The 13,902-nt window shown below is 69.8% G+C and carries 15 protein-coding genes; 7 read left to right on the top strand and 8 right to left on the bottom strand.

From position 1 onward, the window contains the following. Positions 1–13 precede the first annotated feature (13 nt). Positions 14–1,423, top strand: a complete 1,410-nt coding sequence (locus tag ET475_RS14215) for an aminopeptidase P family protein (RefSeq protein WP_129391647.1) — start codon at positions 14–16, stop codon at positions 1,421–1,423. 10 nt (positions 1,424–1,433) lie between these two features. Here ET475_RS14215 and ET475_RS14210 read toward each other — a convergent pair whose 3' ends face one another. Next, positions 1,434–2,546: a citrate/2-methylcitrate synthase gene (locus ET475_RS14210; protein WP_129391644.1), complete on the bottom strand. Its 1,113-nt coding sequence runs from the start codon at positions 2,544–2,546 to the stop codon at positions 1,434–1,436. A gap of 84 nt (positions 2,547–2,630) precedes the next feature. Here ET475_RS14210 and ET475_RS14205 point away from each other — a divergent pair, with 84 nt between their 5' ends. Next, on the top strand, positions 2,631–3,821 hold the full coding sequence (locus ET475_RS14205; protein ID WP_129391641.1) for a citrate synthase: 1,191 nt from the start codon (positions 2,631–2,633) through the stop codon (positions 3,819–3,821). A gap of 43 nt (positions 3,822–3,864) precedes the next feature. Here ET475_RS14205 and ET475_RS14200 read toward each other — a convergent pair whose 3' ends face one another. Both ET475_RS14200 and ET475_RS14195 read right to left on the bottom strand, forming a co-directional pair. Continuing rightward, positions 3,865–4,506 (bottom strand): alpha/beta hydrolase family protein, encoded by a 642-nt coding sequence (locus tag ET475_RS14200; RefSeq protein ID WP_242497650.1) that lies wholly within the window; start codon positions 4,504–4,506, stop codon positions 3,865–3,867. Positions 4,507–4,519: 13 nt separating this feature from the next. After that, positions 4,520–5,476, bottom strand: a complete 957-nt coding sequence (locus ET475_RS14195) for a general stress protein (RefSeq protein ID WP_340638620.1) — start codon at positions 5,474–5,476, stop codon at positions 4,520–4,522. Between the two features lie 75 nt (positions 5,477–5,551). On the opposite strand from ET475_RS14195, the gene ET475_RS14190 reads away from it, so the two are divergent. From ET475_RS14190 to ET475_RS14180, 3 genes are read left to right on the top strand one after another with little or no spacing between them, the layout of a single operon-like run. After that, positions 5,552–6,835 carry a magnesium transporter gene (locus ET475_RS14190; RefSeq protein ID WP_129391634.1) on the top strand — a complete coding sequence of 428 codons (1,284 nt, stop codon included), beginning with the start codon at positions 5,552–5,554 and terminating at the stop codon, positions 6,833–6,835. Continuing rightward, on the top strand, positions 6,836–7,348 hold the full coding sequence (locus ET475_RS14185) for a DUF1003 domain-containing protein (protein ID WP_129391631.1): 513 nt from the start codon (positions 6,836–6,838) through the stop codon (positions 7,346–7,348). Then, positions 7,345–8,523 carry an Mrp/NBP35 family ATP-binding protein gene (locus ET475_RS14180; protein WP_129391628.1) on the top strand — a complete coding sequence of 393 codons (1,179 nt, stop codon included), beginning with the start codon at positions 7,345–7,347 and terminating at the stop codon, positions 8,521–8,523. The genes ET475_RS14185 and ET475_RS14180 overlap by 4 nt, the downstream gene beginning before the upstream one ends. On the opposite strand, the gene ET475_RS14175 is transcribed toward ET475_RS14180, so the two are convergent. Both ET475_RS14175 and ET475_RS14170 read right to left on the bottom strand, forming a co-directional pair. Next, on the bottom strand, positions 8,514–8,963 hold the full coding sequence (locus ET475_RS14175; RefSeq protein WP_129391625.1) for a hypothetical protein: 450 nt from the start codon (positions 8,961–8,963) through the stop codon (positions 8,514–8,516). The genes ET475_RS14180 and ET475_RS14175 overlap by 10 nt on opposite strands. An 89-nt stretch (positions 8,964–9,052) precedes the next feature. After that, positions 9,053–9,403 carry a twin-arginine translocase TatA/TatE family subunit gene (locus ET475_RS14170; protein ID WP_129391622.1) on the bottom strand — a complete coding sequence of 117 codons (351 nt, stop codon included), beginning with the start codon at positions 9,401–9,403 and terminating at the stop codon, positions 9,053–9,055. Positions 9,404–9,480: 77 nt separating this feature from the next. On the opposite strand from ET475_RS14170, the gene ET475_RS14165 reads away from it, so the two are divergent. After that, a complete protein-coding gene (locus ET475_RS14165; protein WP_129391618.1) occupies positions 9,481–10,122 on the top strand; it encodes an O-methyltransferase in 642 nt (213 codons plus the stop codon). 52 nt (positions 10,123–10,174) lie between these two features. On the opposite strand, the gene ET475_RS14160 is transcribed toward ET475_RS14165, so the two are convergent. The 3 genes from ET475_RS14160 to dapE form a co-directional block, all read right to left on the bottom strand. Next, positions 10,175–10,345 carry a DUF3117 domain-containing protein gene (locus ET475_RS14160; protein ID WP_084515728.1) on the bottom strand — a complete coding sequence of 57 codons (171 nt, stop codon included), beginning with the start codon at positions 10,343–10,345 and terminating at the stop codon, positions 10,175–10,177. Positions 10,346–10,428: 83 nt separating this feature from the next. Then, positions 10,429–11,652, bottom strand: a complete 1,224-nt coding sequence (locus ET475_RS14155) for a hypothetical protein (protein ID WP_242497648.1) — start codon at positions 11,650–11,652, stop codon at positions 10,429–10,431. Then, entirely contained in the window at positions 11,634–12,710 is a 1,077-nt protein-coding gene (dapE, locus tag ET475_RS14150; protein WP_129391615.1) for a succinyl-diaminopimelate desuccinylase, read from the bottom strand. Before dapE ends, ET475_RS14155 begins: the two co-directional genes overlap by 19 nt. 62 nt (positions 12,711–12,772) lie before the next feature. Here dapE and dapD point away from each other — a divergent pair, with 62 nt between their 5' ends. After that, complete coding sequence (gene dapD / locus ET475_RS14145; RefSeq protein ID WP_129391612.1) at positions 12,773–13,726, top strand: 2,3,4,5-tetrahydropyridine-2,6-dicarboxylate N-succinyltransferase; 954 nt, start codon at positions 12,773–12,775, stop codon at positions 13,724–13,726. Positions 13,727–13,902 lie beyond the last annotated feature (176 nt).

The following is a 13,902-nucleotide window of genomic DNA, read 5'->3' as shown; positions in this document are numbered from 1 at the left end:
CGACACTGGAAGCATGAGCAGCACAGGCGAGACCACCACCGCCACCGCGGCGGCCACTGACTCGACGCAGAACCGCAAGCAGCCGTTCCCGCAGGGGTTCCTCGACACGATCTCAACCGGGTGGGCGGCACGGCCCGAGACGGCACCGCCGGCCCGAGACCAGGCACCGTACGCCGCGGCACGGCGTACGAAGCTTTCGGCGCAGTTCCCCGGCAAGCGGCTCGTGGTCCCCGCCGGCGAACTCAAGCAGCGCAGCAACGACACCGACTATCCATTCCGCGCGCACGCGGCCTTTTCGCATCTGACCGGCTGGGGCAGTGATGCCGAGCCGGGTTCGGTGCTCGTGCTCGACCCGACCGAGGGCGGCCACACCGCCACTCTCTACTTCCGCGAACGGGCCGACCGCACCACGCCGGAGTTCTACGGGGATGCGACCATCGGCGAGTTCTGGATCGGGCCACGTCCCTCCGCCGCCGGGGTCTCGGCCGACCTGGGACTGGCCACCGCGCACATCGATGACTTCGAACAGCACGATGACGACCTCGTCGTCGACGAGGACGCCGCCCTCACGCGTGCCGTCTCAGAGCTGCGGCTCGTGAAAGACGAGTACGAGCTTGCACAGCTGCGGCTGGCGATCCGCGTCACCGCCGACGGATTCGACGACATCGTGCGCGAGTTGCCGGCGATCATCGAACACCCGCGGGGAGAGCGCATCGTGGAGGGCGTCTTCCACCGCCGGGCCCGCAGCGAGGGCAACTGGGAGGGCTACGACACGATCGCCGCATCCGGCCCGCACGCGTGCTACCTGCATTGGACGCGCAACGACGGCGCCGTGGTGCCCGGTGACCTCATTCTCATCGACGCCGGCGCCGAGATGGACAGCCTGTACACGGCCGACATCACCCGCACCATCCCGGTGTCGGGCACCTTCAGCGAGATCCAGCGCAAGGTGTACGAGACCGTGCGCGAGGCCGCCGATGCCGCATTCGCCGCCGCCCGGCCCGGCGTGACGTTCCGCTCGGTGCACGAGACGGCGATGGGCGTGATCGCGCGACGCACGGCCGAGTGGGGGCTGCTGCCGGTCAGCGCCGACGAAGCCCTCGACGCCGACCGCGGCGGTCAGCACCGCCGCTACATGGTGCACGGGACCTCACATCACCTCGGCATCGACGTGCACGACTGCGCGCAGGCGCGCCGGGAGATGTACTACGACGGCATCCTCGAACCGGGCATGGTCTTCACCATCGAACCGGGCCTGTACTTCCAGATCGACGACGAGACCGTGCCGGCGGAGTACCGGGGCATCGGCGTGCGCATCGAAGACGACGTGCTGGTCACGGCCTCTGGCGTGGAGAACCTCTCGGCGGCACTGCCCCGCACCGCCGACGAGGTCGAGGCCTGGGTCGCGCGGCTGCGCAGCTGACGCACGCCGGTCAGCGCAGCGGTGGCCCCACGTAACGCGACGCCGGCCGGATGATCTTCGGATCCGCCGCCTGCTCGAGGGCGTGGGCGCTCCACCCGACGGCGCGGGCCATCGCGAACGTAGGCGTCATGAACCGACGCGGGATGCCGCACAGCTCCATCACGACCGCGGCGAACAGTTCGACGTTCGCATGCAGGGCCCGACCGGGCTTGAGTTCTGCGAGTACGCGCTCGGCGACACGTTCATAGGCCACCGCCAGCTCGACGCGCGGTCCACCCTGCTCCAGAGCCAGTCGCCGCAGCAGCTGCGACCGCGGGTCGACCGTGCGGTACACGGCGTGTCCGAATCCCATCAGCCGCCGCCCAGCCGCGAGCTCCGCACGGACCCAGGGCTCGATGTCGGATACCTCGCTGAAGCTGTCCAGGGCTTCCAGCGCCCGCGCCGGAGCTCCACCGTGCAAGGGACCGGTCAAAGCGCCCAGCGCGCCGGTGAGGCACGCGGCCATGCCCGCGCCCGTCGACGCGATCACCCGCGCGGTGAATGTGGAGGCGTTGAAGCCATGATCCATGACCAGAATCAGATATGCCGTGAGCGCCCGTCGCGCCCAGGCATCCGGATCATGACCTGTCATCGCCGTCAGATGGTCGGCGACGAGGCCTTGGCCCGACGGCACCGGCAGCGCACCCGCGCACCCCGCGAGCACGGTGGGCACGATGGCAGCGAGTTCGAGCGCGGCATCCCGCCGCTGCGCCTCACCGAGACCGTACGAGGCGCCCATCCCGCGACGGCTCGCCAGCAGCGGCCACACCGCCGTCAGCACCGAGATCGGGTCCTGATCAGCGCGCAGCACGGCGGCCAGCACCGTCTGCAGGTCATCGCCGTGCGAGATCCGCGAGATCTGGCTGAGGAACGCTGTGCGCGCGGGCGCGTCGGGCAGACTGCCGAAGAGCATCAGGTGCCAGACGTCTTCGAACGTGCTGTCGGTGGCGAGCGAAACGGCGTTGTGGCCGCGGTAGTGGAACACGCCCTCCGCACCGCGAACATCGCTGATCGCCGTGTCTGCCACAACCACGCCGGCCAGGCCTCGGGGTGCGATCACAGGCACGGGTTCGGTCTCATTCATCAGCCTCTCCTTCCGCTTTGCGCCGGTGCGCTACCGTCAGTGTCGGAACATGATCGATACTTCGTCAATGTTGATCGGATCAATATGACACTCCCCCCACGTCTGACCGCCGAGCAGACCGCACACCGGCTCGGGATCAAGCCGGCCACGCTCTACGCCTACGTGTCCCGCGGGCTTCTGAACCGTGAACGCTCAACGAGCGGCTCCACCTTCGATCCGATCGAAGTCGAGCAGTTCGCCGCTCGGCGACGTCGCACCGGCGCGCCCGACACCGTCCACGCAGCCGGATCGCCGCTGATGGTGATCGACACCGATGTGGCCGTGGTCCTCGACGACGAGCTCTTCTTCCGCGGCGAGGATGCTGCCCGCCTTGCCGCCACGGCGACACTGCCCGATGTGGCGCGCGCGTTGTGGAGGATGAACGAGCCGTGGCCGGTCGCCGATGTGCGAGACTGCGCCGCCATCGCTCGTGCTGTGGCCGCTCTGCCATCCGGAGCTTCGTTCGTCGACAGGCTGCGCGTCGGCGTCGCCGTGCTGGCTGCCACCGATCCGCTGCGGGGCGAGGCGAGCTCCGGGAGCGTGCGGCGGGCCGGCGCACGCATGCTCGTGAACCTTCCCGACGCCCTCGGCGACGAGCAGCACGACGCTCCCGACCTCTGGCGTGCGCTCTCGTCACGCGAGGCGAACCCCGCCGATCGCCGCGCACTTGAGGCCGCTCTCGTCGTGTGCGTGGATCATGATCTGGCGGTGTCGACGATGGCGGCACGCATGGCGGCCTCCGCTCGCGGCTCGGCCTACGCCATGGCGTCGGCCGCTCTGGGTGCTTTCGACACACCGATGCACGGAACCGCCGGCGATGCGGCGCGCGAACTCATTCTCGACGTCATGAGCGGTACCGATGCCGAAGCCGCCGTGGCAACGGCGGTGGCACGCACCGGCCGTGGGGTGCCGGGCTTCGGCCAGCCGTTGTATTCGGCAACCGATGCGCGCGCGGCGATACTTCTGCCGCTCGTGTACGCCATGTCGGACACACAGCCGCTGCGCGATGCGGTGGATACGCTGACTGCGCTGCTGGTACGGCGTGCCGGGCTGCATCCGAATCTCGACCTGGCACTGGCCGCATTCACCATCGGTGCGCAGATGCCCCCGGGGGCGGGGACGGCCGTGTTCGCCCTGGGCCGCCTCGTCGGTTGGGTCGCGCATGGCCTGGCCGAATACGCCGAGCCGCCGATGCGGCTGCGCCCGCGCGGCCGCTACGTCGGCCCGCTGCCGTGAACGGCCCGGTCAAGGGTGGGTGCACGCCGGACACGCGCAGGCATCACACCTGGGCGCGCATCCACTCCGCCGCGATAGCGGCGATCTCGACGCCGATCTGGGCGGCCGGGCGACAGTGGCGTGCAACCTCGAAGCCGTGCCCGCCCCCGTCGATCCAGCGCAGCCGGGCGCGAGGGCACGAGGCTACGGCGCGCTCAAGCTGGTCGTGCGGAGCGACGAACGGGTCGCGGGTACCCGACACGAACAGCTGCGGCGCCGTGATCGCCGGCAGATGGTCGGCCCGCAGTCGATCGGGATTGCCCGGCGGATGCAGCGGATAGCCCAGGTACACAAGGCCGGCCACGTCGAACCGTCCGTCGGCGGCCGCCATCGACGCCATCCGTCCGCCGTAGGAACGGCCGGCCGCGAACACCGGCGCGTCATCAGGGGCGGCATCCCGCACCGCGCGCCATCCTGCCATGGCGTGCGCCGCAGGTCCAGGCACGCGGCGACCCTGCTGCGCATACGGCAGGTTGAAGCGCACGCACCGGGCACCGGCTGTGGCCAGAGCATCGGCGAAGCCGAGCAGGAACGGATGATCGAAGCGCGTACCCGCGCCGTGCGTGAGCAGCACCGTGGCCCAGGGTGACGCGTCCGGCTCGTGCGTTGCCGTGTCGACATCGACGACGCCCCGAGGCAGGGCCACCCGAACGGGGGCTTCACTGGCGGCGATCGTCGTCTCCGTCGGGGAGGGTGGACTCGTCGGGGTGCTCGAGCTCCGGGGCGCCATCCGGCTGCTCGTCCGGCGCCTCGGGAGCCGGCTGCCCGTCCGGGTGCGGCTGCTCGTCCGGGTGCGGCTGCTCGTCCGGCACCTCGGGGGCCGGTTGCCCGTCGGGGTGCGGCTGCTCGTCCGGCACCTCGGGAGCCGGCTGCTCACTCGCCGGAGTCGCCTCGGGCGCCGGCTCGCCATCTTCTGGCGTGCTCTCGGACGCTGCGGGATCGGGCTGCGCGGCGTCGGCCTGAGCCTTCTCGGGCAGACGCTGCCCGTATCGCGGCGGGTCGTCAGTGCGCACGCCGAACTGCGGGGGCGGCGGCACCACCCGCTCACCGTAGCGCGGCGGCTCTTCATGGCGCTGACCGTATCGGGGCGGGTCATCGCTGCGCTCGCCATACTGCGGAGGGGCGCTGGGGTTCGACTCCTGCGGCCGCGCGACGGTGGTCACCGGCCCGAGCACCTCGCGGGCGCGATGGATGCTGGTGGGCAGCACCGTGACCTCGTAGTGGTCGGCGATCACCTGCGTGACCGAGGCGAAGTCGCGGCGCCGTCGCACTATCGCGTATCCGCCGATGCTCAGCAGCATCCCGAGCGCCACCCCGACGAACAGCACACCGATGAACGCCGACAACGGCGCGGCGCTGTTGCCGAGCACGAAGATCGCCGAGAAGAACAGACCCAACAGCAGGCCGTTGATGGCACCACTGCGCGCGGCGGTCGCATAGCCGAGCTTTCCGGTGACGCGCTCCACCGAGCGCAGTCCGCTGCCCACGATCGCGATGTCACGGGCAGGGATGTCGGCGGCCACGAGGGCCGAGACCGCCTTCTGCGCGCCCTCGTACGTCGGGAAGCTCGCGACGGTCTCGCCGATCGCTCCGCGTCCCTGTCCCAACCCCGGCATAGTCACCACTCCATCTTGTCACGGCGGCACGACGCATTTCCGGATCGGAACACCTCAGACGGCTACGCTGGGAGAGTGAGCACGCAGAGGGTTTTCGTCGCGCGGCTGGCCGGCTGCACGGTCTTCGACCCCGCGGGCGACCGGGTCGGGCGCGTCCGCGACGTCGTCGTCATCTACCGCAAAGACGATCCCCCGAGAGTCATCGGACTCGTGGTCGAGATCCCCGGGCGACGCAACGTTTTCCTGTCTATCGGCCGGGTCACCTCGATCGCCACCGGGCAGGTCATCACGACGGGGCTCATCAACGTGCGCCGCTTCAAGCAGCGCGGCGGCGAGGTACGGGTGATGGCCGAGTTGCTCGGTCGTAAAGTGTTCTTCCGCGACGGCTCGGGCCACGCGGTCATCGAAGATGTCGCCATCGAACAGGACCGCCTGGGCATGTGGAGCGTAGGGCAGCTGTTCCTGCGCAAGCCGAAGACCTCGGCATCGCCGTTCGCGAAGGGGCCCACGACGTTCGCCGAGTGGTCCGATGTGCGTGAGCAGCAGAACCCCGGTGAGGCGCAGTCGGCCGAACAGTTGGTGGCGACCTATTCCGAGCTCAAGCCCGCCGACCTTGCCAACACGCTGCTGGACCTGCCCGACGAACGACTGCTCGAGGTCGCCGAGGAGCTGCCCGACGATCGCCTCGCCGATGCCCTCGAAGAGATGCCCGAAGACGATCAGGTGCACATCCTCGAACAGCTCGGCGACGAGCGTGCCGCCGACATCCTCGACGCGATGGAGCCCGACGACGCCGCCGACGTGCTGGGCCAGCTGCCCGAGACGAAGCTCGAGAAACTCCTCGATCTGATGGAGCCCGAAGAGGCCGACGACGTCCGCGCGCTGCTGAAGTACGGCCCCGATACCGCCGGCGGCCTGATGACCAGCGAGCCCATCGTGCTGCCCGCCGATGCCACCGTGGCCGAGGCACTCGCGCTGATTCGCCGGCATGAGCTGCATCCGGCCCTAGCTGCGGCGGTGTTCGTCACGCTGCCGCCGTACGAGACGCCCACCGGGCGCCTGCTGGGAACCGTGCATTTCCAACGGATGCTGCGCTATCCCCCGCACGAACGACTGGGTGCGATCATCGACGATGCCGCCGATGCGGTACCGGTCACCGCGTCGGCAGCCGAGGTGGCACGGCTGCTGGCCAGCTACAACCTCGTCTCGGTGCCGGTCGTCGATCCGGCCCAGCGCCTGGTCGGCGCGGTCAGCGTCGACGACGTGCTCGACTACCTGCTGCCCGAGGACTGGCGTTCGCAGGACACCGATGTCGAGCCCGTCCCCACCACCACCGCGAGCATTCCGAGGAGGCGCTAGATGGCACGCACGACAAACCGCGTGGGCCTGGACGCGCCCCGGGGACGCAGCGGCATGCGCGCGCGCCCCGCACAGCCCTCACGCGACCGCTTCGGGCGTTTCACCGAGTGGGTGGCCCGGGCCATGGGCACCCCCACGTTCCTGGCCCTGCTGACGATCTTCTGCGTCGCCTGGATCGCCTGGAACACTCTGGCCCCGGAGCCGTTGCGGTTCGACTCGCAGGTGTACGGGTTCACGGTGCTCACCCTCGTGCTCTCACTGCAGGCGTCGTACGCGGCTCCCCTGATCCTGCTGGCGCAGAACCGTCAGGACGACCGCGACCGCGTGCAGATCGAGCAAGACCGCCAGCGCGCAGAACGCAATCTCGCCGACACCGAGTACCTCGCCCGTGAGATCGTCGCGCTGCGCCTGGCACTGACCGAGCTGACCGAGCAGGTGATGACCCGCGAGGCCCTGCGCCACGAGTTGAAGGCGCTGCTGGACGAACGCGACGACGCCGGCAGCGCGTCGTGACCGCCCTCGCCGACGCCGTGCGCTCGGCGGTCGGGGCCGTGGTCGACCCCGAGCTGCGCCGATCGATCGACGACATGAACATGGTCCGCGAGATCACGGTCGACGAACGTGGCACCGCGCACGTGTCCATCGTGCTGACGGTGGTGGGCTGCCCGATGGCCCAGAAGATCGAGACCGATGTGGCCACCGCCGCGGCATCCGTTCCCGGGGTGAACGAGGTCGACGTCACGGTCGGCACCATGGATCCGGCCGAACGCGCCGCGCTGGTCGAGCGGCTGCGTGGCGCACGCGGCCGACGCAGCGCCCCGTATTCAGGCTCCTCGCGCACCCGGGTCATCGCCGTCACCAGCGGAAAGGGCGGGGTGGGCAAGTCCACGCTGACCGCGAACCTTGCCGTCGCCCTCGCGTCGCGGGGGCACCGCGTGGGTCTGGCCGACCTCGATGTGCACGGGTTCTCCATTCCCGGCCTGATGGGCCTGGTCGATGCGACCGGTGCCATGCCGCGCCCGACCCGCATCGACGACATGATCCTGCCGCCGGTGGCCCACGAGGTGAAGACGATCTCCATCGGCATGTTCCTGCGCGAGGGTGCCGAGCGGCAGGCCGTGGCCTGGCGCGGCCCGCTGCTGCATCGCACCGTGCAGCAGTTCCTCGCCGACGTGCACTTCGACGACATCGACGTTCTGCTGCTGGACATGCCGCCGGGCACCGGTGACATCGCGATCACGGTCGGGCAGCTGCTGCCCGACGCCGACGTGCTGGTGGTGACCACCCCACAGCCGGCGGCCGCCGAGGTCGCCGCCCGCAGCGGGCTGGTGGCCCGCCAGACCGGTCAGCGCGTGCTCGGTGTGGTTGAGAACATGGCCCCCATGCCCCTGCCCGACGGCACCGTCTTCGATCTGTTCGGCGCCGGCGGCGGCCAGGCCGTCGCCACCGCGCTGAGCACTCCCGACGAGCAGGTGCCGCTGCTCGCGTCGATTCCGCTGAGCCCGGCACTGCGACGCGATGGGGATGCCGGTACCCCGGCGGTTCTCGCAGACCCGCACGATGCGGCATCCCTGGCCCTGACAGCGCTCGCCGAGCGGATCGACCTGCTGCCTGCGCGCCGCCGCGGTGCCCAGAACATCGGCCACACCGGCGACCCCTCGGGGGCCAGAGCACAGCCTCAGAGGTAGTCGTCGGGCGCGAGTACGCGTACGCCCCGGTCGTGCAGCAAGAACTGCGCGCGCACCCGCACACCGTGTCGCACGCATGCCGCGCCGAGCTCGCGCGCCCACGCGCGCTCCTGCTCACCCACCCGCGGGCCGCCCCGGCGCTCCCATACGAACACCGCCTGGGCGAATTCGCAGTGCTCCATCAGGAAGGCTATCCGCGCGGCGAGCAGCTCGGCGTGCGTCACGGTGCCCAGATCATCGGTGTGGGTCTGGTGGCATGGGTCCACCGGCAGATCGTCACACGGCATCAGGGTCGGTGCTTGAACGTCGTGCTCATCGAGGAACATCATCCAGAACTGGCGGAGGTTCGCACGTTCGAGCAGAAAGAGCACGCGCTCGGTCAACAGGGTGTCATCGGTCAGCGGCGCATCTTTGTCGGCCGCCAGAGTGTCGTTCGTCATTCCTCCAGCCTGCACGTCGACGATCACGCGCGGGATGCCGCAGCCCAATCTGTGCACAACTCGCGGTGTGCGCCCACCTGGGGAGGAGTTCAGGTGGCCTCGGAATCGAACGGGGGCACGGTGCCGGGGCGGAAGGCCTCGGGCTGTGCCGCCACGGGAGCCGGTGCCGCCGGCGCCGCGGGCCGGGCCGGAGTGTCATCGAGCAGGGCTTCGCGGATGATGCGGCGTGGGTCGTACTGGCGAGGGTCGAGGGTGCGCCAGTCCACGTCGTCGCCCAGCTCGTCCTGCATGCGCTCCTTGGCGGTGCCCAGCAGCTCCCGCCCGCGCTTGACCGCGCGTGCGAGCATCTCCGCGTATTTGGGAAGACGGTCGGGCCCCAGCAGAAGCGCGGCGATCACACCGATCACCAGGAGCTTCTCGAAGGTCAGCCCGAAGATCATGACTTCAGATTACCTGCCGCGTCTGCCGGTTCGGCCCACGCCGCTCGCGTACGCTGGGAGCGGAGGTTGGTGCACACATGAGCGAGCAGGACGCGAACCAGCGGTTCGTCCAGGAAGCGACGGCCGAGCCCGACCACATCGCCCGTGCGCGCGCGCACGCGCTCGAGTTGGGAGCCGCGCCGATCAGCCCCGCTGTGGGCGCCCAATGCGCAGTGATCGCCGCGGCCACCGCGGCCCGCAGCATGATCGAGATCGGCACGGGCGCCGGGGTGTCGGGCCTATGGTTGCTGCACGGGGCACCACGTGCGATCCTGACCACCATCGACAGCGAGCCCGAGCATCTCGGCGCCGCACGGCAGTCGTTCACCGCCGCGCGCATTCCGGCGGCGCGTACGCGCTTCATCACGGGGCGGGCCGCCGAAGTGCTGCCCCGCATGAACGAGGGTGCCTACGACATCGTGTTCGTCGATGCCGACGCCGAAGGCGTGATCGAATACGTGGAGCACGGGCTGCGCCTGGTTCGCCCGGGAGGAACCGTGCTCGTGCCGCGCGTGCTTGCCGGCGGCGCCGTCGCCGACCCGGTGCGTCGCGACCCGGTCACCAGCGCCTATCGGTCTCTCATCCAAGAGACGCAGTCCTCCCCCGCCGTGATCGGTGCGCTCTCGCTGAGCGGCGAGGGGCTGCTGCAGCTGACCACCGTGCACCCCGACGAGGCCTGACACACGTCAGCGGCCGGTCTTCCGACCGGCCGCTGACGTGGAGATCTGTGAACTAGGCGTTCACGACACCGCCGAGCACGTCGTAGAGCTCCTTCGCTTCCGCGTCGTTGACGGAGACGACGAGACGTCCGCCCCCTTCGAGCGGAACGCGGACGATGATCAGACGCCCCTCCTTCACAGCCTCCATCGGGCCGTCTCCGGTTCTCGGCTTCATGGCTGCCATCGTGGCTCCCTTTCGTCGCTGGTCTGTCTCGTTAGTTTACCGTGCCGTTTCGGCCCGCCGGCAATCAGCCGTCACCAGCCGACTCAGGGGATCTGCCAGAACGTATTCCCGAGTGCGTACATGTTGTAGATCCACCACCACTGTCCCACGACACACGCCGCGAGCACCCCGCAGCGCCAGGTGCGAGACCTCGGCACCGCTGCCGCGCCCCACAGCGGTGAAAGCGGCAGGAGCAGTCGGAACACACTCGATTGCGGAAAGAACACCGCGAACAGGTAGAGCAGGTACGACGCCGACCACAGCCGCACGTCCGTGCCCAGTCGCCGTACCCGCGGGCCGAACAGCAGCAGCGCGGCGATGAGCACCACGAGCGCCCCGAGCGCGATGTATCCGGCGGTCGCGCCCAGCCCCCACTGCCCGAACCAGAAAGCCGCGGCATCCCAGAATCCGCGGAACGGGGCGAACGAGCCGTCATCGCCGGTGATCCACCCCCGGCGCCAGCTGAGCTCTGTCGCCATGTACGCATCGGCCCGCCCGGTCACGGCGGCGGCGATCACGGGCCACGCGAAGCCGGCGATCGCCGCCAGCAGGCCGTTCAGCACGATGTGCACGACCTCGCTCGGTCGCAGACGTTCGTCTCGCCGCCGCACCCAGCGGACAATCCCGTGCAGGGCGAGGAACAGCGCGAAGGCGAGCGCTCCCGGGCGCGTGAAGGCCATGAGCAGCACCAGTGGATACAGCCAGGCGTATCGACGTCGGGCCACCAGCCATAGAGCGGCGAACAGCATCAGCAGGAACAGCGACTCGGCGTAGGCCACCTGGAACATCGCCGCCAGCGGCGCATTCGCGAAGAACACGACCGCCCACATCGAGGCGATCGCGCCGATCCGCGGCCGCAGAAGCAGGTACAGCACGAGAGCAGCCAGGTACCCGGAGACCAGGGAGATCAGGATGGCTGCGACCTGCCATCCGATGCCCGTGCCGCCCAGCAGCCGCGCCAGATACGGGTACACCGGCATGAACGCCCACTGGTTCTGTGTGACCTGCCCCGCCTCATCCAGCGGGAGCGAGCTCGGATAACCGTGCACCGCGATGTACCAGTACCACTGCGCGTCCCAGCCCATCAGCAGGGTGCCCAACCGTGGGCGTTCGCCGTACCGCGAGCTGGCCGTGGACAGCTGGGCGGCACCGGCGAAGAGCCCTGTGGTGATCACCCGCCCGATCAGATAGATGATCGCGATGCGCATCGCGGCCGGGAGTCGCTGCCATCCGCGGGTGCGATCCCGGCTCACCTCGGCGAGAGCCACGCTCGCAGACCCTGCTCCACGGCCTCGATCTGCGCGATCGGCACCCGCTCCTCGTCATGGTGTGCGAGCAGAGCGTCACCGGGGCCGTAGTTGACGGCCGGGATCCCGAGGGCAGAGAACCGCGCGACGTCGGTCCACCCGTACTTCGGGCGAGGCTCGGCCCCCACTGCGGCCAGGAACTCCTGGGCCAGCGGTGCGTCCAATCCCGGACGGGCACCGGCAGCGGCATCCGTGATCTCCACTTCGAAGCCCTCGAACACGTTGCGTACGTGATCGGCGGCCTGCGCAACGGTGTGGTTCGGAGCGAAACGGTAGTTGACCTCGACCTCGCACAGGTCGGGGACGACGTTGCCGGCGACCCCGCCGCCGATGCGCACGGCGTTGAGTCCTTCGCGGTACACGAGCCCTTCCACCGCCACATCGCGCGGGCGATACTCCGCAAGCCGCGCCAGCACGGGCGCCGCGGCATGGATGGCGTTCTCGCCGATCCACGATCGCGCGCTGTGGGCACGCACGCCGTGGGTGCGCACCACCGCTCGCAGCGTGCCGTTGCAGCCGCCCTCGACCTGGCCGTTGGACGGCTCACCCAGAATCGCGAAGTCGCCGACGAACAGGTCGGGTCGGTTCTGCGACAGGCGGTTCAGGCCGTTGCTGGCGGCATCCACCTCTTCGTGGTCGTACCACATCCAGGTCAGGTCGACCCGTGGATCGACGAGCTCGGCGGCGAGCTTGAGCTGCACAGCCAGCCCCGACTTCATGTCGACTGTGCCGCGCCCCCAGATGTACGGCTCGCCGTCTTGCTCGATGTTGCGCGTGGGCACGTTGCCGTTGATGGGAACCGTGTCGATGTGCCCTGCGATGACCACGCGCTGCGCCTTGCCGGTGTCGGTGCGGGCGACGAGGGTGTCGCCATCGCGGGTCACCTCGAGATGCGGGTACCGCGCGACAGCCGCCTCGATGGCGTCGGCGAGGGATGCCTCATCGCCGGACACGCTCGGAATGTCACAGACCGCCCGGGTCAGATCGGCAGAGGTGGCGGTCAGATCGAGCTCCGGCATCCCTCGAGTCTAGCCACGTCACCGTGGCGTCCCCTGTCCGTGACGACCGCTAGCGTAAAGGGATGAGCGAGAAGCGCACTGTCTTCGCAACCGGACTGACCACCATCGCCTCCGACGGCACGGTGCTCGACGCGTGGTACCCCGCTCCGCGCTTGGGGATCGCCGACGGCACGACCCAGGCCACCCGTGCTGCCGAGCTGCAGGGATCGGTCGGCGACGACCCCCGGCGCGACGTGCGGGTCGAGATCGTCGAGCTTGAGATCGATCTCGACGCGGCGCCGGCCTCGACGGCCGACGTGTACCTGCGCCTGCATGCGCTCTCGCATCGCCTGGTCGCGCCGAACCAGCTCAACCTCGACGGGATCTTCGCGTTCCTGCCCACGGTCGCCTTCACGAACGCCGGTCCGGTGCACCCCGATCATCTCGACCGGCTGCGCCCGGGACTGCGCGCGGCCGGCATCCAGGTGCAGGGGCTGGACAAGTTCCCGCGGCTCACCGACTACGTCACCCCGCCCGGCGTGCGCATCGGCGACGCCTCGCGCGTGCGCCTGGGCGCGCACCTGGCGCCGGGAACGACCGTCATGCACGAGGGATTCGTGAACTACAACGCCGGCACTCTCGGGGCTTCCATGGTTGAGGGGCGAGTCTCGCAGGGCGTCGTCGTCGGCGATGGCAGCGACATCGGCGGCGGGGCATCCATCATGGGCACCCTCTCGGGCGGCGGCACCCATCGTGTGTCGATCGGTCAACGCTGCCTGCTGGGCGCCAATGCCGGCATCGGCATCTCGCTAGGCGACGACTGCGTCGTCGAGGCCGGGCTCTACCTCACCGGCGGCACCAAGGTCGTGCTCGCTGACGAACCTGTGCGCGCCGACGGCACGCGCCCCACGGCGAAGGCATCGACCCTGTCGGGGGGCGATCGGCTGCTGTTCCGCCGCAACTCGCTCAGCGGAGCTGTCGAGGTGTTGCGCCGCGCCGGCGCCGGTGTCACTCTCAACGAGGCGCTGCACGCCTGAGCGGGAGGGCGCGGGCGCTGGCTGATCGGGGCGGGGCGGCCGCGGTTCGCCGTTTGGCCGCTTGAGCGTTTGGTCGCTTGGTCGCTTGGTCGCTTGGTCGCTTGGCATGTTGGCCGCTTCGCTTGGCCGCTTCGCTTGTTGACCGCTTCGCTTGTTGACCGCTTCGCATGTTGGCC

The organism is Microbacterium protaetiae (assembly GCF_004135285.1).
Taxonomy (GTDB): Bacteria; Actinomycetota; Actinomycetes; order Actinomycetales; family Microbacteriaceae; genus Microbacterium; species Microbacterium protaetiae.
The sequence above is the reverse complement of the archived record's forward strand: the minus strand, read 5'-3'. Positions and strand labels throughout refer to the sequence as shown.